The 23188-nt window shown below is 67.8% G+C and carries 15 protein-coding genes; 4 read left to right on the plus strand and 11 right to left on the minus strand.

Annotated features, from left to right (window positions below; translation table 11 throughout):
* Position 1: 1 nt before the first annotated feature.
* The gene (locus GS4_RS22310; protein WP_281169232.1) at positions 2–313 is read left to right on the plus strand and encodes an acyl carrier protein; all 312 of its coding nucleotides are present in this window, start codon (positions 2–4) and stop codon (positions 311–313) included.
* The gene (locus GS4_RS22315; protein ID WP_007624852.1) at positions 310–1614 is read left to right on the plus strand and encodes a wax ester/triacylglycerol synthase domain-containing protein; all 1305 of its coding nucleotides are present in this window, start codon (positions 310–312) and stop codon (positions 1612–1614) included. Before GS4_RS22310 ends, GS4_RS22315 begins: the two co-directional genes overlap by 4 nt.
* A gap of 91 nt (positions 1615–1705) precedes the next feature.
* Here GS4_RS22315 and GS4_RS22320 read toward each other — a convergent pair whose 3' ends face one another.
* The 8 genes from GS4_RS22320 to GS4_RS22355 form a co-directional block, all read right to left on the minus strand.
* Positions 1706–3196, minus strand: coding sequence for a condensation domain-containing protein (locus GS4_RS22320; protein WP_007624853.1), 1491 nt, complete (start codon positions 3194–3196; stop codon positions 1706–1708).
* A 40-nt stretch (positions 3197–3236) separates the two neighbouring features.
* Positions 3237–5627 carry a penicillin acylase family protein gene (locus GS4_RS22325; RefSeq protein WP_007624855.1) on the minus strand — a complete coding sequence of 797 codons (2391 nt, stop codon included), beginning with the start codon at positions 5625–5627 and terminating at the stop codon, positions 3237–3239.
* Positions 5620–7029 carry a condensation domain-containing protein gene (locus GS4_RS22330; RefSeq protein ID WP_007624857.1) on the minus strand — a complete coding sequence of 470 codons (1410 nt, stop codon included), beginning with the start codon at positions 7027–7029 and terminating at the stop codon, positions 5620–5622. The genes GS4_RS22325 and GS4_RS22330 overlap by 8 nt, the downstream gene beginning before the upstream one ends.
* Positions 7030–7092: 63 nt before the next feature.
* Positions 7093–10572, minus strand: a complete 3480-nt coding sequence (locus tag GS4_RS22335) for a non-ribosomal peptide synthetase (protein WP_007624859.1) — start codon at positions 10570–10572, stop codon at positions 7093–7095.
* A 123-nt stretch (positions 10573–10695) separates the two neighbouring features.
* Positions 10696–12009 (minus strand): lysine N(6)-hydroxylase/L-ornithine N(5)-oxygenase family protein, encoded by a 1314-nt coding sequence (locus GS4_RS22340; protein ID WP_007624861.1) that lies wholly within the window; start codon positions 12007–12009, stop codon positions 10696–10698.
* Positions 12002–13531 carry a pyridoxal phosphate-dependent decarboxylase family protein gene (locus tag GS4_RS22345; protein ID WP_007624862.1) on the minus strand — a complete coding sequence of 510 codons (1530 nt, stop codon included), beginning with the start codon at positions 13529–13531 and terminating at the stop codon, positions 12002–12004. Before GS4_RS22345 ends, GS4_RS22340 begins: the two co-directional genes overlap by 8 nt.
* 68 nt (positions 13532–13599) lie before the next feature.
* On the minus strand, positions 13600–15390 hold the full coding sequence (locus tag GS4_RS22350; RefSeq protein ID WP_007624863.1) for an IucA/IucC family protein: 1791 nt from the start codon (positions 15388–15390) through the stop codon (positions 13600–13602).
* Positions 15391–15395: 5 nt separating this feature from the next.
* The gene (locus GS4_RS22355; RefSeq protein WP_040511491.1) at positions 15396–15998 is read right to left on the minus strand and encodes a GNAT family N-acetyltransferase; all 603 of its coding nucleotides are present in this window, start codon (positions 15996–15998) and stop codon (positions 15396–15398) included.
* Positions 15999–16290: 292 nt separating this feature from the next.
* Between GS4_RS22355 and GS4_RS22360 the strand changes: the two genes are divergently transcribed.
* Both GS4_RS22360 and GS4_RS22365 read left to right on the plus strand, forming a co-directional pair.
* On the plus strand, positions 16291–18201 hold the full coding sequence (locus tag GS4_RS22360) for an ABC transporter ATP-binding protein (RefSeq protein WP_007624865.1): 1911 nt from the start codon (positions 16291–16293) through the stop codon (positions 18199–18201).
* Complete coding sequence (locus tag GS4_RS22365) at positions 18198–19931, plus strand: ABC transporter ATP-binding protein (RefSeq protein ID WP_007624866.1); 1734 nt, start codon at positions 18198–18200, stop codon at positions 19929–19931. The genes GS4_RS22360 and GS4_RS22365 overlap by 4 nt, the downstream gene beginning before the upstream one ends.
* A 44-nt stretch (positions 19932–19975) precedes the next feature.
* On the opposite strand, the gene GS4_RS22370 is transcribed toward GS4_RS22365, so the two are convergent.
* From GS4_RS22370 to GS4_RS22380, 3 genes are all read right to left on the minus strand, one after another.
* Positions 19976–21397 carry an HNH endonuclease signature motif containing protein gene (locus GS4_RS22370; RefSeq protein WP_007624867.1) on the minus strand — a complete coding sequence of 474 codons (1422 nt, stop codon included), beginning with the start codon at positions 21395–21397 and terminating at the stop codon, positions 19976–19978.
* 306 nt (positions 21398–21703) lie between these two features.
* Positions 21704–22084, minus strand: a complete 381-nt coding sequence (locus GS4_RS22375; protein WP_007624868.1) for a hypothetical protein — start codon at positions 22082–22084, stop codon at positions 21704–21706.
* 121 nt (positions 22085–22205) lie between these two features.
* Positions 22206–22907 carry a siderophore-interacting protein gene (locus GS4_RS22380; RefSeq protein ID WP_040511494.1) on the minus strand — a complete coding sequence of 234 codons (702 nt, stop codon included), beginning with the start codon at positions 22905–22907 and terminating at the stop codon, positions 22206–22208.
* Between the last annotated feature and the right edge of the window lie 281 nt (positions 22908–23188).

Genomic DNA, 23188 nt, shown 5'->3' on the forward strand with positions numbered 1-23188 from the left:
CCTGACCGCTCACGGCACCGCCCGCGGGCCATCGAGAACCTGTGCAACAAAGGAGAAGTCAATGTCTGATCGCGTGCACGAAGCGCTGCAGAGCATCCTCGAGGAGGATCTCGACCTGTCGCTCGGCGACGTCACCGAATCATCGCTGCTCGTCGACGATCTGGGGCTGGACTCGGTCGCGTTCGCGATCGGCGTGGTCGCGATCGAGGAGCGTCTCGGCGTCCAGTTGACCGAGCGGGAGATCTACGAGAGCAAGACCGTCGCCGACCTCGAGAACGCCATCCGCGCCAAGCAGACCGGTGTGCCCCAGTGACCGAGCTGGACACCGCGAGCGAACCCGATGCTCCCACCGGGCCGTCGGTGACCGAGTTCGGGCCACAAGACTTCACCTATCTGCACACCGACACCGACAGCAGCCCCGGCCACTGGTCGATCGTGCTGGAGCTGGCCGACGGCGCCGAGCCGCTCACCCTGGGAGCCGTACGGGACCGCGTGCGCGAGCGGGTCTCGCTGTTCGACCTCTTCCGGATCGGTGTCGCCGGTGGGCGCGAGACCCCGCCGGAGATCGTGGTGGCCGACGCCGTCGATGTGGATCGCCATGTCACCGAGCTGCGCTTCACCGACCGCGCCGACCTGTACCGGCAGATCGCGGCCGAGCTGGAGACGGCGTTGCCGCGTCCGGATCCCTTCTGGCGCATCACCCTGCTGACGTCGGACGACGCCGGGCAGTTCGTCCTCCTCAAGGTCCACCACTGCGTTTCGGACGGCATCGCGGGCGCAGCCTTCGCCGCACTGCTGGCCGACGGTTCGCCCGAGGAGCTGTCAGAGTTCGAGCGTTTCGCGACGAGCCCACGATTCCGGGTCGGTGAGGTCGACCCCGATACCCTGGCCTCGTCCCGCGCCGCCTTCGAGGAGCAGTGGGCCGCAGGCGAGATCGAGCGCACGTGGCCGAAGCTGACCTCGTCGGGCCGACGGGAGATGGCGCTCTTCAGCGCGTCCACCCGCGATCTGCGACGGGCGGCAAAGAATCACGGTGCGTCGGTGCACGAGTTCCTGCTCGGCGCGATCGGCCGTTCGCTGAGCCTGGCGCCACCGAACCCCGACGCTTCGGCGTCGGAGATCTTGCGCGTCACGTTGCCGGTCACCCTGGACCCGGCGTTCCGGCACACCGGCAACGCGGTCGCCATCGCGTTGCTGAACCTGGCGGGCAACGAGACCGATCTCGATCGCCAGATCGAGCGTGCGCGAGCCGAACTCGCGACCATCGAGTCGAAGAACATCGAACTGGCCCTGGCCGCCGGTGATGATGTGCTGCAGATCCCGTGGGCCGACATGCGCAGCATCGTCGGTGAGTCGATGGCCCGTATGTCGCCGGACATCCACATCGGCATCAACCCCGGCTTCTCACGGGTGCGTTCGGTGCTGGGCGTGCCCATCGCCGAACTGACGCCGGTCTCTCCGCTCGTCGGGTACTCGTTCTCGGTGACCTGCCTGATCCTCGGCAAGAGCACCTCCTTCGGCATCGCCGTCGACGCCGAGGCGCTGCCCGGATACGCCGACACCTTCGTCGAGCAGTTCGCGAGAGTCCTCGCGGAGGCCGCGCCGGAGAGCTGACGCGCTACTGAGCCCTAGCGAACAGAACTCCCATCCGCGAGCACAGCTTCACTCGCAGATGGGAGTTCTGTTCGCGTATGGACCGGTTGACCTAGACGGCCTGGTTCGCGCCGACCTGCGCCAGGAGCTCGCCGAGACCGGCCTGAGCCGAGTCGGGGAGTGCAGCGACGAGATCCTCGACGACGCGGACGGTGCGAGCCGCGTAGTCGTCGTCGAGGACGTCGGTGCGGTACTCGACCTCGAGGTGCACCTGGTCGTGCTCGTCGAACTCGAAGGAGACCGACAACGGGTAGTGCACAACGTCCTTGAAGATGGCCTCACAGGTCACGTGTGCTCCGTCGGGCAGCGCCACGCCGCGCAACGGTGCGTTCTTCACCAGCGTCATCACCTCGGCGACGGGGAACCGGCCACCGGAATTGCGGAGCGCGGTAAGGATCGTGCCGTAGTCCACCGACGAGTACTCCATCGCCTCGTAGACCGTCGACACCGCCTTTCGCACCGCGGCATCGGTCTGCTCGGTGCGATCGAAGGTGAAGCGCATCGGGATGATGTTGCCGCTGTAGCCGACCCGGTCGACCGTCTCCTCGGGCCGGCGGTTGTCGGCGGGTACCAGGAGGACGAAGTCATCGACGTCGGTCAACGCGCTGACGGTGAGCGCGGACAGCACGACGAACAGTGCGTTGGGTGTCGCCCCGACCTCGCGGGCGAATGCGACCAGACGTGCGACGCGATCATCGGGGATCGGCGCCAGGATGCGGCTACCCGGTCCCTCACCCATCACCGAGAACCAGCTGTCCTCCGGCGTGGTGTCGGGCAGGTTGCCCGACAACGGGTATCGGATGTCGGATCCGGCCCAGGTCGACTTCGCATGTGCGATCGCCGCATCGGTCCGCGCGGCCGGATTGGCCGGCGCGTCGACAGCAGTGCCGCCGGACCAGTCGACCTCGCCGTCGTCGGAGCCGTCCGACACCAGCACGCGCAGCACCGGCGGGAGGATGGTCTCGTCGCCTGCCAGGTGGTGCAGCACCAGGATCAGTGAGACACCGCCGTCGTGGGCGATGACCCGAATGCGACCCGCCGGCTCCTCGGCCAGCCGGAACGGTGTCTTGGCCAGCGTCGCAGCCGCTTCCGCGACCGCCTCGGCGATCGGACGGTCGTCGGAGACGGATGCGGTCGCGGACGCCTCAGCGCGGATCACGCCCCATTCCCACACGCGGTCGGGAACCACCCAGCGACCGTCGAACTGCTCGGCACGACGTCGCGGGGTCCCGTCGTCATCGACCTCGATGACCGACCCGAGGACCTGCGAGGAGGCGAGGAGGCGCTGCGTGGAGGCAACCACCGTCTGGATCGAGTAGGTGTCGCCGAACTCGAGATGCACCGCGAAGTTGTGGGCGTCCGACTCCGGATCGAGCTGGTAGATCTTCCACATCCGACGCTCGGGGATGCCGAGTCGACCGTCGGTCGCGACAGGTTCGGGCGCGGCCTGGGCGGTGTCGGCGGTCTGGGGTTCGACCTCGATGCCCGCATCGGCGAGTCGGCGACGCATGGCCTCCAACTGCGCATCGTTCAGGATGCTCATGATTCTCCTCGATTTGACGGTGTCGGTGCGTCGGCGGCGATCACGATGGACCACCGGCGGTGACGGCGTGCTCGTCGGTGCGGGCCGCATCCGATTCCCATAGGCGGCCATGGGTTTCGCGCCGCTCGGCTGTCCGGCGCAGAGTCGGCCAGTCGCCGACGACGTCGATCAGTTCACCCTGCGACCACGACGATGCCTGGTCCTGGAAATGCGGCGAGCCGGGATCGCCGCTGGCTCCCAGCGGTACGATCCACCGACTCTTGTCGCGGTCGGCGACGTCCCATACGTAGCGGGCCACCGATCCGAGCCGGCACACGTGCGAGTACCCGACGGCGCTCGCATTCGCGAAGACGCACTCGGCGTCGCCGGCGAGCGGCAGGGCGTCCGGGCGCACCTGGGCCGACAGCTCGGGGTGATCCGGTGTGACGCCGGCGAAGTCGATGCCGTGGAACGGTGCGAGTACATGCACCTCACCCCAGGTCGGCGTCGCGGCGCCGCCGTCGATCTCCGCGGCCAGGGACTGGATGGATGCGATCGCCGCCTGCTGGATGTCGAGGCCGACGGCGTCGGCGTTGCGGATCACCGACTCGATGCCCGCTCCGATCCGCGTGGTCGCGACGAAATACGGCGCCAGCCATCGCGGAAAACCGTTGGGGGGCGTGGCCAGTCCGGCCAGCACCTCGTCGCCGGCGATGCGCGCCACCAGCCGGTTGCGGAGTTCGGCGAACAGGTAGGCCTCGACGCTGTCGGCGTGCATGGCGCCGTCCCAGGCGAGCAGTCGATCCCGGAGATCACGGGCCGGGACCTCGAGCCGCGGCAGTGCCACGAGCAGGTCGCGCATCACCTGCGTCTGCTCGTTCGCCACGTCGCGGTGGATCTCCTCGGAGTCGGCCACCGAATGCTCGGAGGACGTGGAGAGCAGGTGGTCGATGCGCGACGCGCGGGACGACGGTGCACATTCGGTGGTCACCGGCTGGAGCGGTGCGCAGTCGGTGATGCGCTGGTTGGCGATGACCGAGTGATCGGTGACAGCCGCATCGAAGTCGCGGTCGTACAACGCGACCGACACGACCTCACGCCACCGGTACCGCTCGTCCCAACCGGGTACGGGCAACCAGTAGTTCTCGTCGGCCCGGATCGGCACCCGCCCGGCCAAGCGGTTGACCAGGCGACCGTCGGTGTCGGCGGCGACCACCCGGTTGACCGGTTCGACCCAGTCCGCCAGCGCGCGCTCGACAGCGGGGACGTCCTGCGCGAAGAGCAGGTCGATGACCGCGTCGAAGGTCGAGTCCGGCTCGGAGAGGAACGGGGTGCGCAGGCTCACTGCCCACGCGGTGTCCGGACCGCCGAACAGGACCGAACCGTTGACGGTCTCGATGATCTCGACCTCGACGGTGTCGGCATCGCGGACCACGATCTGTTCGGTCCACGAGGTGACAGGGCTCTCACCGTCGGCCGAACGGGCGACGACACCCGCTGCGCTCGTGCCCAGCTTCTCGACGTAGAGGTCCTGATAGTCGGCCATCGCATTGGTGATGCCCCAGGCGACCGTCGGTGTCTGGGCGAAATGCGGAACCCCGGGAACGCCGGAGAACGCGAGCCCGACGACGTCGAACTCGGGAGCCGCGAGGTGCACCTGCTGGTAGACGCCCGGTACCTCGATGAAGCGGTGCGGGTCACCGGCGATGAGGGGTGAGCCGGTCGCCGTGTTGGCCCCGGCCACGCCCCAGGCATTGCTCCCGGATATCGCGTCACCCAGCGGAGGCGGTGTCGCGGCGGTACCCGGTGGAATCGGCACCTCGCCCGAGAACTGCTGCAGCAGTTCGGTGATCCATTCGTCGCTCGGCTGCGCCGGAGTGCGGTCGTCGGAGTCGTTCGCGCTTTCGCTGTTGACGAAGTCCAGTCCGACCGGTCCCAGGACCTGACAGGCGTGCAGACGCCACAGTTTGGTCGCGAACCGACCGAACATCAGGTGCTGCACGATGAAGATCGTGATCGGGGTCCAGGCGTTCCACGCCGACGGGCGGTGGTTGAACTCGGTCAGCTCGATGGCCGATGCGTCGGTATGCGAGTGGTTCACGCCGTCGGCGTAGGCCCGCAACAGACGCCGGGTCCGCTCCGAGGACGCGTCGTGGATACGCCGCGCGGCGCGATCGATCTGAGCCCGTCGCGCGAACGCGTCCCAGCCGACCCCGGCGAGACCGAACACCTCTGCCGTGCGGCCTTCGCCGCGCAACCGGAGGAACTCGATCTGCCAGGCCCGGTCGGTTCCGGTGACCAGGCCGTGGCCGAACAGAGCGCCCTCGGCCGAAGCTGCCCGCACGTGCGGGATACCGTGCGGATCCCGGATGATCTCGAGGTCCGGGGCGTTCTCCGCGGGATCGGTTGCGATGTCCGTGGCACCGACCGTGTGGCCGCCGCCGTCAGGCATCGCTGTGATCCACCGTCACCAGATCCGTGTACGGACGAGCGGCCGTGGCGGTGGAGAGGATGTCGTCGATGTGTTCGTGGATGCTCGCCACCGTGGTCTCGTCGAAGAGGTCGACCTGGTACGAGATCTGCACCTCGGTGCGATCGGGATGCATGAACGCCTCGACGGTCAGCGGCAACGCCACCCGCCCCTTGTCGGCCAGCTCCCAGGTCATCTCGGCTCCGGGGAGGTGGATGCCGTCGATCTTCTGGTCCAGGAACAGGACCAGCGAGTCGAAGGGGAAGGCGTCCTCGTCGCCGGTGACCCGACGCGCGATGTCGACGATGTGCTCGAACGGGAAGGTGCGGTGCTCGAATGCGGCGTCGGTCACCTTCCGGACATGCGTGACGAGCTCGGCGAAGGTGTCGCCCTCGCCGCCGATGCGCAGCGCGATCGAGTTGCTGAAGTTGCCGATCAGCGCCTCCATGCCGGACTCTTCGCGATTGGCGACGGTGCTGCCGATGACGATCTCGCGGTGGCCGGTGATCCGGCGCAGCGCGAGGTAGTAGGCGGCGAGGAAGACCGAGAACGGCGGCATGCGCAGTTCCGCTGCGAGCGCGCGGAGGTTCGACTCCGCCGCAGGGCTCAGCGTCCGGTCCCGCCGGGCGCTGATCTCGGACCCCGCTCCCGGGCGGCGGTCATACGGCAGGCTCGCCGTCTGCACGCCGCCGGCGAACTGGGCCTCCCAGAAACCGATGTCCGCGCCGTGATCGCCGTTGGTGAACCGATCCTGTTCCCACTCGGCGAAATCCGCGAACTGCGGGCTCAACTCCTCGACTTCCGGATCGGTGTCGGGATGCTGCTGCGCCTCGGCATAGAAGCGTGCGACGTCCCGCGCCATCGCCGGGAGGGTCATGCCGTCCCAGATGATGTGCTGCATCGCGACGACCACCGCCAGACGCGGGGCTCCCGATTCCGCGGGCGGCAGGTTGACGAACGTCAGGCGCAGCGATGACTCGGTCGCAAGGTCGAACGGTTCGGTCGCCGCGTCGGCGATCAATGACCGCAGCCGACCGTCGGGATCGCTGGCGCCCCGCAGGTCGAAGGTCACCACCGGCGGCGGGAAGTCGGTGTGGATGCGCTGGTACGGCGCACCCCCCTCCTCGGCGCCGTCGTGATAAGTGGTGCGCAGGATCTCGTGGCGACGGACCACTGCCAGCAGTGCCCGCCGCAATGCGTCCTCATCGACCTCACCGGTGTAGGTGAAGGTCAGGCAGATGTTGTTGGCAGTACTGTCCGGTACCCGCTGCTGGTGCAGCCATACCTGACGTTGACTGAACGACATCGGTGCCCGATCCGCCTCGCGCCGAGTCGGCACCCCGGATTCCACCGCGATGCCGACGTCGGACAAGCGAGCGCGCATTACTCGTTGGAGCTCCTCGAGTGATGGCAACCGTTCAGACCTTCCCTACGTGAATAGCTGATGTCACTGTGCTGCGGACCCGGCCAGTTCGCCTGCCGGGATCTCGATCCCGGCCACCTCCAGCAGGATTCGGGCGACCTGCTCGAGCTGACCCGGAACCTGCTCGCGCTCGGCGAGGAGCGCGGCGAAGTTCCGGACCGTCCGGGTGCTGAACACCGCGGTGATACCGACACCCTCGACCGCGAGCAACCCGCGGACGTTGGCCACGAACGTGGTCGCCAGGATCGAGTTGGCGCCGGCATCGAAGAAGTCGGTGGTCACGCCGAGGCGCTCGACCCCGAGGACCTGCTCGGCGATGTACGCCACCGCCGCTTCGACGACGTTCTCCGGAGCAACGTACTGGCCCGGGGTCACGCCCGCCACTGCGCGCTTGAGCGTCGCGCGGATCGCGGTGCGATCGACCTTGCCGTTGGTGGTCAACGGCACCTCGTCGATGACGTGGACGACCTCAGGGATCATGTACTCCGGCAGCAGATCACGCAGCGATGCGGTCACCGCGTCGACGTCGACGGCGCTGCCCGGTGCGGCGGTCAGTGCCAGGCTCAGCCGATCGGAGAACACGGCGGCCACGGCCTCGCCGACGACGGGGAGACCGCGTGCGGCCGACTCCACCTCGCCCAACTCGACGCGGTAGCCGCGGATCTTGACCTGATGGTCGGCGCGACCGAGGAACTCGATGGTGCCGTCGGGGAGGTAGCGGGCCAGGTCGCCGGTGCGGTACCAGCGGGTGCCACCCTCGGTGACGAAGCGATCCTGTGTGCGCTCCGGGTCGCCGCGGTAACCGTCGGCGACACCCGCGCCGCCGATCCACAGCTCGCCGGTGACCCACTCGGGTGCATCCTCGCCGCGTTCGTTGACGACCCGGCATGCCACGTTGGCCATCGGACGGCCGTAGGGAACCGTCGTCCAGTCGGTCGGGAACTCGTCGGTGACCTCGTACACGGTGGAGTGGATCGCGGTCTCGGTGGTGCCGCCGAGGCCCGCGAAGCGCAGGCCGGGGACGGCCGCCCGTGCCCGACGACCGAGCTCGGCGTCGACGCGGTCGCCGCCGGTGACGACGGTGCGCACGCTCGACAGCTGGTCGGCGGTCGCGGTGTCGAGGAGCATCCCGATGAGGCCCGGTGCCGCGTTGACCACGGAGACGTTGTGTGTCGCAACGCGATCGGTCCACGCCTGGGCGTCACGTGTCGAATCGGCGTCGATCGTGACGATGGCGCCGCCGAGGGACAGCGGGCTGAAGATGTCGAACACCGACAGGTCGAACTCGAGAGCCGACAAGCCGATCGTCCGGTCGTCGGCGGTCAGACCGAACTCCTCGGCGATGCCGTCCACCGTGTTGGCGGCCGCCCGATGGCTGACCTCCACACCCTTGGGCTCTCCGGTGGACCCGGAGGTGAACAGTACGTAGGCCAGTGCGTCGGGGGCCGGCGTCGCGACCGCGTCGATCGGCGAGTGCGCGACCGCATCGTCGAATCCGACGGTCACCACCGACTCCGGCAGGTCGGCGGCGTCGACGGTGACGACGGCGCGGGCCTGACCGCGGGTGAGGATCTGGTCGCGTCGGGCGGCCGGCTGGTCGGTGCCGATCGGCAGGTAGACCGCACCGGCGGCGAGCGCACCGAGTACGCCGATGACCTGGCGATGTCCCTTGGGCAGGATGAGTCCGACGGTGTCGCCGCTTCCCACGCCTGCATCCTTCAGGGCGCCCGCGACGGCGAGTGCCTGTTCGGCGACCGTCCCGTAACTCAGTTCGTCACCGGACGGGGTGACCACCGCGATGCGTCCCGGCTCGCGAGAGGCATTGTCGAAGAAGGCGTTGTGCAGCGTGCGAGGTGCGATCGACGAGGTGGTCGCCTGGACGCGATCGCGCAGTTCGCGCTGGGCCGTGGGCAGTTCGATGCGCAACTCGGCGTCCCAGTCGGCTCCCGGACGCACCAGGCCGTCCAGGATCGCGCTGAACTCGGCGAACATCGCATCCATCACGCCTGTAGGCAGTGCGTCGCGACGCACGTCCCAGTTGACCAGCAGGCCGCCGTCGAGTTCGACGACCTGAGCGTCGAGGTCGACCTGCGGGCCCTGCGAGAGAATCCACACCGGCTCCCCGAACAACGAGCGGACCCGGTCGGAGAACAGCTCGCCGAACCCGAGTCCGGAGGTGAAGACCAACGACGGGGTGACCGCGGATCCGCGGATGCGGCCGAGGTCGCGGAGGACGTCGAGGCCCTCGTAGGCGGCATTGCCTGCGCAGTCGTGGAGTTCGCGCTGCAGCCGGCGGCTGCGCTCGACCATCGACTCGATCTGGGTCGCGTCGGCGTCGATGAGCACCGAGTTGGTGAAGTCGCCGACCACCTGCTCGATGTTCTCGTGCACCTGATCACGGTTGAACAGCGGCACGTTCAGCAGGAAGCGCTGATGCGTCGACCAGCGCGCGATGACCTCGGAGAAGACCGTCGCGAGGGTCACCGCGGGGGTGATGCCGTTGTCGTAGGCCGCCGAGTACAGGCGGTCCTTCTCCTCGGCGTTCAGGCTGTGGTGGTAGCGGACGCTGCGCAGCGGCTCCGCGCGACGCTCTTCTGGGATGGTCGGCAACGTCGGGGTGTCGGGCAGGGTCGGCGCCTTCTCGGCCCACCATTCCTTGGCGGTCTCGTATTCCTCCGGCGACACCTGATCGGGGTGCTGCGCGAGGTAACGCTGGAAGGTGTAGCCGATGGACGGCAGCGGCGCGTCGGTCTCGTACGCGGTCGCAAGGTCGTCGAGCACGTGGCGGTAGCTCATGGCGTCGGCTGCGAGCATGTCGACGTCGAGGTGGAGTCGGTGCTTGCCCTCGGGCAGCAGGGTCAGGACGAACTCGACCACGATGCCCGCCGAGACGTCGAGCAGCTGGTGGCTCATCCGGTCCCGGGTGCGCTCCAGCTCGATGTCGAGATCGCCGGTGGCCTCGCGCAGGTCGACGACGCTGAAGACAGGACGCGGCGGCTCCGGCAGGATGCGCTGTTTGCCGGCGTCGTCGAAGGCGGCGCGCAGCATCTCGTGTCGGGCGACGACGTGGTTGACGGCGCGCTCGAGACGGTCGGCATCGACGCCCTCACCGTCGAACTCGGCGAAGAGGTGAGCGGCGACGCCACCGAGGGCCTGGCCCGACTCGCGACCGATCCAGTACGCGTGCTGCATGGTGGCGAGCCCGAACTCCTCGGGCTCATCCGCATCGGCGGGCGCGGCGTCGGCGGCCGGTGCGGGTGCCTCGGGGGCGGCGGGAGTTGCCTCGCCGTCACCGAGCAGCGCGGCCCAGGCCTCGATGGTCGGGTCGGCGGTCAGGTCGGAACTGCGGACACGACGTCCGCGACGCCGCCAGGCGCTCGTGAGCTTGATGACCAACAGCGAATGGACGCCGTGGCGGACCAGGTCGTCGGTGTCACCGATGGTTTCCGCGGGGATGTCCAGCAGGGCTGCGACATCGGCGCGGATCTCGTCTTTCGAAATCACGTCACTCCTCATTACGAACGATGCTGTGGTCTGATCTGATGTGCCTGGGTCGACCGGGGTGCGCAGGTCGCGGCCCCGATCGCCCGACGTCGGTCTGTCGGGAGGCGGTCGGTGTCCGGGAACTCATCCGACGACCTCGTCGTCGGTGACCCCGAAGCTGGTGAAGGCGGTGTGGCCGGGCAGTCGGTACGCCTCACGACCGGTGACCGCGTTGAGGATCCGGGCGTTGCGCACGGCTCCTATGTCGAGGTTCGGCGCGGACACACCGTAGGAGTGCGTCTCGGCATTCGCGACGAAGAGCCGGTTGGCCAGGGCGCCGTCGGCGGCCACCGAGTGATCGGCCTCGATGATCAGCCGACCACGCGAATCCCGATGCAACAGACCGTCGATGGGGGCGAGGAACTTCTGCTCACGTTCCCGGTAGCCGGTCGCCGCGATGACGAGATCGGTGGTGTGGGCGAGTTGGGCACCGGTGTCCTGGTGCCGTCCACGCACTTCGAGGCGACCGTCGGCAAGGGTGTCGACACTCTCCACGGCGGTGCCGTTGCGCAGTGCGGCCGGCTTGAGGCCGTCCAACAGCTGACGACGGTAGAGCAGGTCGTGGACGCGCTCCAGGGTGTCGCTGGAGATCCCCTTGTGGAACTGCCAGTGGCCGTCCCGGACCCGGTCGCGGGTCTCCTCGGGAAGGCTGTGGAAGTAGTCCATGTAGGCCGGGGTGGTCATCTCGAGCGAGAGTTTGGTGAAGTCGAGCGGCGCGAACCACGGGGTGCGTGTCCACCACCGCACGGCCGGGCCGCCCTGGAGGTTCGCCTCGAGCAGGTCGATGACGATCTCGGCGCCCGACTGTCCGGAACCGATCACGGTCACCGCATCGGCGGCGTGCGCCGTCTCCTGGTGGTCGAGGTAGGCCGAACTGTGGATGACCGCAGCCGAACTCGAGTGCAGCGAGGTCGGCACATGTGGCTCGGTCCCGACACCGACCACGACATGGCCGGCGTGGATCGTGGTGCTGATCCCGTCCGACGTGGCGGTGACCTCGAAGCGTTCGGCCGCCTCGTCCCAGCGCACCTCGTCGACGGTGGTACCGAACCGCAGCGACGACAGCTTGCCGATGACCCACAGGAGGTAGGCCTCGTACTCGCGGCGGGTGGGGAAGAACTCCTCGCGAACCAGGAACGGGTAGAGACGGTCGACGTCGGCGAGATAGGCCAGGAACGACAACGGATGCGTCGGATCGACGAGTGACACCAGATCCGACAGGAAACTGACCTGGAGGGTGGCCTCCTCGAACATCAACCCGGGATGCCAGCGGAACTCCGGTACCGAGTCGACCACCAGCACGTCCAGGTCGTCGACGGTCGAGGCCATCGCGGCCAGGCCGAGGTTGAACGGTCCGCAGCCGATGGCCAGGACGTCCACCGAGATCGGTTCACTCATTGATCTTCACCTTCTCGCCGCTGTTGACCTCGGCGCGCTCGGACTCCACCTCGAGAGCGGTTCGCAGGAGCTCGTCGAACAACTCGTCGATGTCGGCCTCGGTGGTTGCCGGGTTCAGCAACGTCAGCTTCAGGCACGTCTGCGGCTCGTCGGCACCTGCGATCCGCACGCGGGTCCGGCCGATGAGCGCGGTACCCGAACTGATCAGTCGCCGGCGGAGTTCCGCGTTCACCGCGTCCAGATCCTCGCAGCGGTAACGGAACACGACGGTCGTGAGCGTCACCGGCGCGACCAGGTCGAGTTGCAGTTCGGTGAGGATGCGCTGTTCGGCGTGCCGAGCCACCTCGTGGCAGCGGTCGAGCATGTCGCCGAGGCCCTCGCGACCGTAGGCCAGGAAGGTGGCGAGGACCTTGAGGACGTCGGGTCGACGGGTGGTCTGGAGTGTCTGACCGAGGAGTCCGCCATAACCGGCCTCCTCGTCGTCCTCCGGGTTGAGGTAGGCGACGTTGCGATCCAGCGCGGCGAAGCGGTCCTCGTCCGAGAGCAGCAGGACGCTGGCAGCGGCCGGTTGCCAGCCGATCTTGTGCAGGTCCAGGGTGATCGAGTCGGCGCGCTCCACGCCGGCCAGCAGCGGACGCAGGGATTCGGAGAGCATCGCACCGAAGCCGTACGCGCCGTCGACGTGCAACCAGACCCCGTGCTCGCGGGCGATGTCGGCGATCTGGGGGAGCGGATCGACGGTCCCGAAGTCGGTGGTACCCGCCGTGGCGATGATGGCGATCGGGGTGCCGTCGACCTCGACGAGCGCACGCTCGAGTGCGGCGGGGATCATCCGATGGTCCTCGTCGACCTCGATCGGGATGACCGCCGACTCGCCGAGACCCAGTGTCGCGCAAGCACGGTTGACCGAGAAGTGCGCGACCCGTGAGCAGAACACGACCGGGCGGTGCAGGTCGGCAACCCCGTGGTGGCGGGTGTCGATGTCCCGCTGCGCCGCAGTGTGATCGCGGGCGATCAGTAGTGCCAGGAGATTCGAGAACGATCCGCCCGGGCCGAAGACACCGCCTGCGGTGGCGGGCAGCCCGGCCAGGCGCGCCAGCGCGGAGATGGTCCACTTCTCGATGGCCAAGGTCGCGGGGCCCGAGTCGTAGGTGTCCAGCGAGGCGTTGGTCGCACTCGCCAGCGCATCGGCGACCACCGAGACGGTCAGTGGTGGCGGCTGCAGATGCGCCGCGGTGAAGCGGTGGGTGAGGTCGAGGCCGTATTCGGCGATCAGTCCGGCCACCCGGGCGAGTGCGTCCTGTTCTCCGACGCCCTTCTCCGGTACCAGCTTCGGACCGAGCGCATCGGTGACCGCGTCCAGCATCTGGCGCGGAGCCCCGTAGGGGAGCGGAGCGCGGTGGTGGTTGTCGCCGACGGCGGCGGCCATGGTGTGCAGCCCGTCGCCGATCTCCGACCAGCCGCGGCCGGGCGTGGCGAAGCGCTCCCCGATCCGCGAGCCGGCGAGGTCGTCATGAATCACGTTGTGCCCCCAAGTGGAATCCTGAGATCGAAGGTGGTGGTCGCTCGCCTGATGCGGCGTCGTCCGCGTCACGATGTACCCGGCCGGAAGTCGGCGATGGGATTCGTCAGGCGGTGGTCGTCGTCGATGATCGACGAGTAGGAATCACCGACGTTGACCATGCGTCGGTTGTTGCTCATCTGCAGACGGTTCATGTGCACCGCGCCGTAGGTCGGTGCGAACAGGTCCCACCGGGCGAACTGGTCCGCGAGATCCGGGTGCTCGTTGACGAACTCACGCATGCTCTCGCCGACGACCGTCCAGAACGATGTGTCGTCGAGGACGCGAGCGGAATGCAGGAGTGCGGCGAGCGGCCGCAGGAAGTCGTCGAAGACATCGGACAGCACGCCGAGGTTGCGGATCGCGTCCGGCTCCTCGGTGAGTGCCCGACGGCAGGAATCGGGCAGATCGGCCGGTCGGTCGAAGATGCAGACCTCCTCGCCGATGTCCTTGAGGATGGCTCGCACCGGGACACCGGAGTCCAGCACCAGGATGAGGTTCTCGCCGTGCGGGGAGAACTTCAGCTCGTAGCGGTAGAGGAGGTAGGTGATCGGGTGCAGGTACGTGCGCAGGTAGCGGCGGACCCACTCGTCCGCGGCCAACCCCGAACGCTCGATGAACGCCTCCACGAGCGGCACGCCGTGATGATCGACGTGCAGGAGGGCGGCCATCGTGCTGAGCTGCTCGTGGTCGGAGATCCGGGGGACCGGACTCTGACGCCACAACGCCGACAACAGTTTCCGGTACTCGGAGCCCGGCTGGGTGATCGAGTTGAACAGCGGGTTCCGGTAGCCGATCGCGGCCACCTCGAACAGCATCTCGAAGCCCAGTGAGCGCAGGTACTCGTCGCCGCCGACCCGACGGCTGACCCAGTCGTTGATGAGCGGCGTGGTGCGCATGTAGTCGGCGGACATGCCGCGGGTGAAGCCCATGTTGACGATGGACAGCGCCGTCTTGACGTAGTGACGTGACGGATCGGCGACGTTGAACATGCTGCGGATCGACTGTTGCGGCTGGTAGAGGTCTGGCCCCTCGCCGAGTAGGACGAGCCTGCGCTCGGCCAGATCCGACGCGTAGAGCTTGGCGACCTTCTCCGTCCACTGCCACGGATGGACCGGCAGGTAGCAATAGTCGGCCGGGTCCAGACCGAGATCGCTCAGGACGCCGGCGAAACGGTCGAGGGTCTCCGCGCCGAGTTCGTCGCGCAGCAGGTCGTCCTCGGTCACCCCGGTCATCGCGGCGAAATCACAGTCCGCGCGCCAGGCGGCGACCCAGACGAGGTGGAAGCGACCGCCGGATTCCGGTGCGTACCTCTCGATGTCGTCGACGCTGAAGCCCAGTCGGCCTGCATTGGCGACGAAGCAGGGATGTCCCTCGGTCATCGTCCGTTCGATCGTCTGGAAGTCCGATGCTGCGAGATCGGCCGCCGCGATCCGACGCGAGTCGGGACGGTCGGCGCTGAGCGCGAGGGTGTTGACGAGTTCTTCCAGGTACTCGGGCAATGCCTCGATGGGGATGCCGAGCTGCTCACGCAGGTCGATGACGAGGTCGATCGCGCGGACCGGCAGCTCGATGCCGTCCTTGGTCCGGCGCAACGAGGTCTCGTCGATCACCCAGCTGTCCAGCGACAGCTGTTCGGCCGAGAAGGTGTACTCCGTCAGCTGATCGTCGGAGAGCACCGAGTACTCCCCGGACGCGGACCCGATGGGATGGATCGCCTGTTCGTGGCAGAACTCCGCGATGATCTTCTGCGCGATCCGGCGGTCGTAGACCTCCCGGTACGACCGTGCGATGACGGGTGTCTCGATGCTGTCCGTCATGGGCCTCACAGCGCCTGGTCGTCGACGACACCGAGGGACTGACCGTTGTCGGTCACACGGATGAAATCTGCTCGGGTGCAATAGCTCAGGCGAGCGATCTTGTCGGCCACGGGATAGTCGCCCGCGACCCGGAAGCCGACCGCCGCGTTGAGCTTCTGCACCGCGTCGTTGCGGACGTCGGGTTCCACGACCACCCGGGATGCGCCGACCTCGAGGAAGGCCGTCCGCATGATGTAGAGCATCACCTTGCCGGTGAAACCGGACAGACCGTGGTCGGCGTGGGCGACCAGCAGATGCATGCCGATGTCGCCCTCGGCGTGGACGTAGCCGGTGCCGGGGGCGGCCAGGTCGCTGGTCAACGGGTCGTACAGCTCGAACATGAACTGCGGCGCACCATCGCTGTAACCGATGCGCAGACCGTGTTCGGAGTCGCCGGCGTCGGCGATGTTGTCGGTGAGGAATGTCGTGACCTCGGCGAGGCTGCTGTCCAGCATGTCCCAGTACTTCGACTTGGGATGGGTGAGCCACTGGTGCACGGTCACGGCGTCGCGGTCGGGATCGATCCGCGCTGACTCGAGGCGTTGATTCGACACGAGAGGTGAACTCATCGTTCCCACTTCACTTCAGGATTGCACTGACGCGCCGGTGTCGGGCACGCGGACGCCACGCACAGATCAGACTGATGACTTAGGTTAGGCTAACAGATGTCAAACCCTATACCGACGGCCGGAGGAGAGCCAAGGCGTCGAGGTTGTGACATGGATCCGACTCCTTGTGCCGGGTGCCGCGGACGGGGTGATCCGTGACCGACCGGATCGACGCGGCCCTATGCTGCACTCATCTGCAGCTGACGCTCGCCGTTGCCGAATGTGCCGTACCGATCGACAGGAGTACCGACCGATGGCCGAGACCGCCGAGGCCTCCCGACCGCGACCCACGGATGACGCGATCGTCGATGTCGGCGACGACTGGGCGCTGGCCGGTGTCACCGACGCCCTGCCGCCCGATCGGGTTGCGCTGCGCGCACAGGCCAAACGCGACAAGGTCGCGGCAAAGGAACTCCTCGAGCCGGTCGCACCGTCGATCTCCCGGGCAGCCATCCTGGTCGCGATCTCGGGCGTTGCGGCGGTAGTCCCGTTCATCCTCATCGTCGAGGTCTGCCGCGAACTGCTCCGCGATCCCGTCGACACCGGCGTGATCACCACCCTGTTGATCGCAGCATTCGTCGTGCTGGCGTTCCGTGGACTGCTGCAGGTGGTCGGCCTGGTCTGGACCCACCGGATCGACGCCGGGTTCCAGCTGTCACTGCGCCGCAGACTTGCCGCGAAGGCCGGCCGGCTACCGCTCGGGTGGTTCACCGACCGCAGCTCCGCCGACGTCAAGCGGCTGCTGTCCGACGACGTCGAGGCGTTGCACTACCTGATCGCGCACGTCCGGCTCGAGGTCGTCAACGCAACGGTCACGCCGCTGGTCATCCTCGTCTACCTGTTCGTCGCCGACTGGCGGCTCGCCCTCGTCACCCTGATCCCGTTGGTCGCCTACGGGTTTGCGCTGAGCGCCATGATGAGCCCCGCGAACACACTGCTGCTGGGCGAGTTCACCCGCGGTCAGCAGGGCGTGGAGCGTACCGCCGTCGAGTTCGTCGACGGCATCTCCGTCGTCCGGGTCTTCGGTCGGACGCGAAAGGCCTACGGCGCGTACGCGGGCGCGGTCAACCGATACGCCGACGCGCTCGCTGCGTGGAAGCTGCCGATGACCAAGCTGCAGTCGGCCGCCGACATCCTGCTCGCGCCGGTGTTCCTGACGTTGGTCGTCACCGCCGCCGCGGTGGGGATGGCCGCGCTGGATTGGATCGATCCGGTGGACCTGGTGCCGTTCCTGTTGGTCGGCGTCGGGCTCGGGGCCAGCGTCGTCGGGCTCGGCTACGGCTTCCAGTCACTGCGCGAAGGCGCTGCGGCGGCCCGACGGATACGCGAACTCGAGACCACCCCGGAGCTCCCGGACGCCGTCGCGGCCACCGCGGATGTGAGCCGAGACGACAAGCCGGCGGGACGAGTCCGATTCGAGGGTGTCGCATTCGGGTATGACCCGAAACGCACCGTGGTCTCCGGCGTCGACGTCGAGTTGGAGCCGGGGACGGTCACCGCGCTGGTCGGTCCGAGCGGCTCCGGCAAGACCACCCTGGCCCGCCTGCTCGCCCGCTTCCACGACGTCACCGACGGTGCGATCACCATCGACGGTCACGACATCAGGTCGATGTCGCTGCGCGACCTGTACCAGACCGTCGGCTTCGTCTTCCAGGACGTCCAGCTGATCCGGGGGACGGTCGCCGACAACCTGCGCCTGGCCCGGCCGGATGCGACGGTCGCCGACCTCGAGCACGCCATCCGGGTCGCGCAGATCCACGATCGCATCGCGGAGTTGCCCCGAGGTCTCGACTCCGAGATCGGCGTCGACGTGACCTTCTCCGGTGGTGAGGCGCAACGTCTCTCGATCGCCCGCACCCTGCTCGCCGACAGTCGGGTCCTCGTCCTCGACGAGGCCACCGCCTTCGCCGATCCGGAGTCGGAGGCGGCCGTGCAGGATGCCCTGGCATCGGTCATCGCAGATCGGACCGTGCTGGTGATCGCACACCGGCTCCACACGATCACCGAGGTCGACCAGATCCTGGTGCTCTCCGACGGCGCGATCGTCGAACGCGGCACCCACGACCAACTGGTCGCAGGTGACGGTCTGTACCGACGACTCTGGCAATCCAACGAGGACGCCCTGGCGATCCTCGCCGACTCCGGTGAAGGGGTGGATCGATGATCCGCAAGGCACTGGCTCTCGTTCCCGCCGAACATCGTTCGCTGATCCCCGCCCACCTGGTCGCCATCGTCTTCTTCGCCGTCGCGCAGGCGGTGGCCTTCGTCGTCCTCGTGCCGCTCCTGGAGGCACTGGTCGACGAGCGGTTCGGCACGGCGGGCATCTGGCTGGCGGTGATGGCCGGCGCGGTGCTGGTCGCCGCGCTCACCGGATACCTCCAGTCCCTGTGGGGGCTCCGGCTCGGTGTCGGGATGCTGCGGGGTACCTCGCTGCGCCTCGGCGACCATCTCAGCGCCCTGCCGTTGGGATGGTTCACCGGCCGCGAGCCGGCGTCGGTCTCTCGAGTCGTGGTCGGCGACGTCCGCGAGATCGTCGAGTTCTTCGCGCATCTGATCTCGGTGCTGCTGACGGGCCTGCTGGTCCCGCTCGGCATCGCGGTCGGACTCTTCTTCGTCGACTGGCGTCTGGCGGTGGCGATGCTGATCGCCCTGCCGATCATGGCCGTCGTCGACACCCTCGCCGGTCGTTCGTATCGGTCGGCCGACGGGCGTCTCCACCGGAGCGCTGCCGAGGCCGATGCCCGGGTGCTCGAATACACGACCGCGCAGCCGGTCCTCCGCGCGTTCGGCGCCGTCGGTGAGGGCAACCGCGCCCTCGATGCGGCCCTGGTGCGGCACCGGCGCGCGTCCAGTGGACTGATCGCGGCCAGCGTGCCCGGCCTGACGGCGTTCGCGCTGGTGATCCAGCTGATCTTTCTTCTCCTGGTCTACGTCATCACGCTGTGGGCCACCGACGGCGACGTATCCGCTGCAGCGGCAATCGGTCTGATCGCCGTCACGGCGCGCTTCATCGATCCGGTCGCGCAGCTGGCCCAGGTCTCCACGGCGACCCGCGGCGCAGCAGCGTCGATCGATCGGGTGACCGAGTTGCTGGACGTCGCCGAGCTGACCGACCCGAGTACGGGTACGCAGCCGGCCGACAACTCCATCGAGTTCGCCGGGGTCGGCTTCGGTTACCGGACGGGCGTGCAGGTCGTCCGCGATGCCTCGTTCACCGTCCCCGCGGGCACGACCACCGCGATCGTCGGTTCGAGTGGATCGGGTAAGACCACGTTGCTGCGATTGGCTGCCCGCTTCTACGACGCCGATGCCGGCTCGGTGCGGATCGGCGGCGTCGACGTGCGCGAACTGTCGCTGGAGACGTTGATGGCCCAGCTGTCGCCGGTGTTCCAGGACGTCTACCTGTTCAACCAGACCATCGAGGAGAACATCCGCGTCGGACGGCCGGGTGCCACCGTCGAAGAGGTCCGCGAGGTGGCCCGCATCGCCGCGGTGGACGAGATCGTCGAGCGGCTGCCCGACGGTTGGCAGACCGTGGTCGGCGAGCGCGGCGCCAATCTTTCCGGTGGTGAGCGGCAACGCATCTCGATTGCGCGCGCACTACTGAAGAACGCCCCGATCGTGCTCCTGGACGAGGCGACCAGCGCACTCGATCCGCACAACGAGGCCGTGGTGGTCCGTGGCCTGCGCGAATTGGTGCAGGGCAAGACCGTGGTGGTCGTCGCGCACAAACTGTCGACGGTCACCCACGCAGATCAGATCCTCGTCGTCGACGACGGCGGGATCGTCGACCGCGGTACGCACGCCGAGCTGTCCGGACGTCCGGGCCGCTACGCCGACTTCGTGCACCAGCGCGACCGCGCTCGGGGATGGCGCCTCACGGCGGCGCGCTGAGGCGCGGAGCCGCCGTAGTAGTAGGCGCCGACGACGGTCCCTCATCACGGATATGTGGTGAGGGACTGTCCTGTTTCGGGGTTGTGCCAGGTGATGGTGCGGTCGGTGTTCATGTGGGGGATCCATCGACGGAGGTGTTTGCGGTGGTGGTCGGGTGTGCACAGGGGTGCGATGTTTGCGGGCAGGGTCCAGCCGCCCGCTGTGGGGTTGGTGTGGTCGAATGTGACGAGGTGGTCGAGTTCGCATCTGTCGGCGGGCATGCCGCAGAACGGGTATCGGCAGTAGCGGTCGGTGGCCAGTATCTGGGCGCGTAACGCTGTTGTCGGGGTGTAGGTCAGGGCGCCCGGTGGTGAGTGGTGGTAGCCGCCGTGTCCGGTCGGGTCGATCGGCACGGCTGCGGGCGTTGTCGCTGACAGCGCCCCGGCGCCGGGTGTGACGAGGCCGGGGGTGAGGGGGCCGGAGGTGGCGGGGCCGGGTGCGGCGATGACGGTGACCCCGGGCATGGCTGCGATGTGGTCGGCGTGGGCGGGGTCGATGGCGCCGTGTCCGCGGAGGCGCGCAATGGTGTCGGGTCGGCGTTCGAGCACCAGGGTCGGGGCAGGCTGGCGAGTCGTAGGGGTCCCGGTGGTGTCTGGTTGGGCGGTCGTAGCTGGGGGTGTCTCGCCGGGTCTGCGTTTGGGGCAGGTGGGGAGTCCGCATTGGCATTGCAGGTGGGCTCCGGGGAGTGCGTGGATGTCGGCGAGTGCGTCGACTCGTCGGTGTCCGATGGTGCGGGGGTCGTCGGGGCACAGTCGTTGCTCGATCAATGTGTCGATGCGTGTGCGGAGGTGTACGCCGTGTTCGGCGGGCACGGTCGCTTCGATCGCGGAGTGGCCTTGTCCGTCGTTGGTGATGGTGAGGTCGAGGTAGCGGTCGGCGTAGTCCTCGCGGTCGGCGGTGGCCTGGTCGGGGTCGACGGTGATGACGAGTTCGTCGAGTAGGTCACGCAGCACGGTGTCGGTGACCGGACGCCCGGCCAGGGAGATGGCCGTATCTTGTGCTGTCTCGCGCAGGTGCGGGTCGAGGCGTTCGAGTGCGTGGGCGAGGATGGTGACGCGGTTGAGCGTGTAGTCACCGGTCAGGAACGCGATCCGGATGCGGGGCAGGTCGGCGAGCATGCTGCCCAGTTCCATCCACCGGCCTGCCATGGTGCGTGAGACCCCGAATTGCAGCGACACCTCCCCGACCGCTGCTTTCTCCGCGGCGTTGCCGACGCCGGGGTGCAGATCGGCGGGGTGCAGATCGGCGGGGTCGAGGTGGAGCATGTCGTCGAAGATCGCCTGCCCGATCCGATGGGCGAGCAGTACTTTGCGGGCTGCGGCTTGGCGTTCGAGTCGTTGCGCTGCCCGGCCGTGTTCACCAAGCCCACCAGCGCCACTCGATGACAGCGCCGCATCGTCGGCGTGGTGAACGGAATAGGTGAACACGAGGCTGGCACCTTCGGGCGAGGACAACACACTAGGTGTGTCGAGATGAATTGGACTGCTTCATCGTTGACTCGCCCCACACCATCGGGGCCATACATCACCTGATCTGAGTACAACACTACCGCCGACCACCGACAGAAATCGGTTCCGCCGACACCCATCGACCGAAACCACACAGAACCAGCACGAACCAGCCACACCCAGGCGTCCACCACCGGGATAGGTGTGGTTTACGCGCGACGTCACCCGAGACACCCATCGCAGGGAAGCCAGGAACCTCCGACGAACGAGCGTGCGCTGACCGGATCAATCCAGGTCAGGGGACCACTGATGGTGTCGTACGGGCATCCGCCGCTGCTTCGCAACTGCGGCAGCGCTTGGTGTCGGACCGGAGATATGTCCGCCGAGACCTCTTGTTGCTCGGTGATTGTTCATACGGCTTCCTGTCGCGTCGCGCCATTGGGGGTCGGCATCGACCCAGCGCGTGATCGGTCGCTGGTCGCGGAGGCTCTTGATCTCGGCACGTAGTCGGGTGATCGCATCGCTCGCCGCCCCAGAATCGAGGTCGAGTGCTTCGGCGTGAAGGTCTTCGTGATCGCGGAGACCAGTGACCTTCGCGACGGCTTCCAGCATGAACCGTTCGCGAGTGAGATTGGCGAGGAGCGTCGCTTGCTTGTCGGATGCCATGCCAGCGAGGTTGTTCGGCCGGACAGTGCCCGGCCACCTGCCAACTCGGACGCTCTACCGCCGGGTCGAGCCGACTGAGCCTGCACCTCGCCCTACGCGCAGCAGACCCCGATTGCCCCGGTCAGCGCCAGTACGCCTGCGCCTTGACCGACGTCTTCGGCAGGGCGTGCTGGGTCTTCACGGTCTTGGTGATCGATCGCGTGGTGAGCCCGTCGCAGGCGATCCAGGCGAAAGCATCCGGGGCGCAGGTCATCTGCTCGGCCGTCTCACGGAGCAACTGGCCGTCGTTGACCCGCTCGAGCCAGGTGACCGTCGTCGATGGACCGGCGTTCACCGGCAACCCCTTGTCCGACTCGTACTGCCATTCGAGCCAGACGCGGGCCGGGGTGTCGCCGATCGCGCCGAGCAGGGAGTTGATCGCGGGCAACGATGCCGTGTCGCCGAAGACGACGTACTCCGACGGGCGGGTCTCCGGGATCTGGAACTTGGAGCCCATCACCGTAGCCTCGATCTGGTCGCCGGGCTGCGCCGACTGGGCCCAGCGAGCGGCTGGGCCGTCGTGGATCGCGAACTCGATGTCGAAAGTGTCTGCGGCGGCGTCGGGTTCGACGAGTGTGTAGCCGCGCTGCTGGATGGCGTCGCCGTCCGGGATCCAGAGTCGGAGCCACTGCGTCGGGTGGACGGGGTGGTCGGTGAGCACCCCGCCGCCGGTGAACCCGAGACGCAGATACTTGTCGGTGATGGCGCGCGACGAGGTGACGGTCAGGCGATAGTCGCTGCCGCCCATGGCCTTGAGGATGAGTCCGTTGAAACCTTTGCCCATGGCGGCGAGGATAGCCGGATCGGGCAAACACGACCCTCGTCCGACCAGACGATCGTGATCATTGCCTCGGTGGACGTCGGAGATTAGACGAAGACGGGTTGTTAGGATACCCTCACCAACTATGTGTGGATTGCCGGGTTGAGTCCCGGCGATCGAATCGGGCGGACGCATGCGCGCCGCCCGTGCGACGACCACGGCGGCGCAATCCATTCGGGATGAGGGTTCTCACCGCGGGGAATGCTGCTGTGGCCTGCGCCGACATCACTTCGCTCGTGTGGAAA

This window comes from Gordonia soli NBRC 108243 (assembly GCF_000334455.1).
Classification (GTDB): Bacteria; Actinomycetota; Actinomycetes; order Mycobacteriales; family Mycobacteriaceae; genus Gordonia; species Gordonia soli.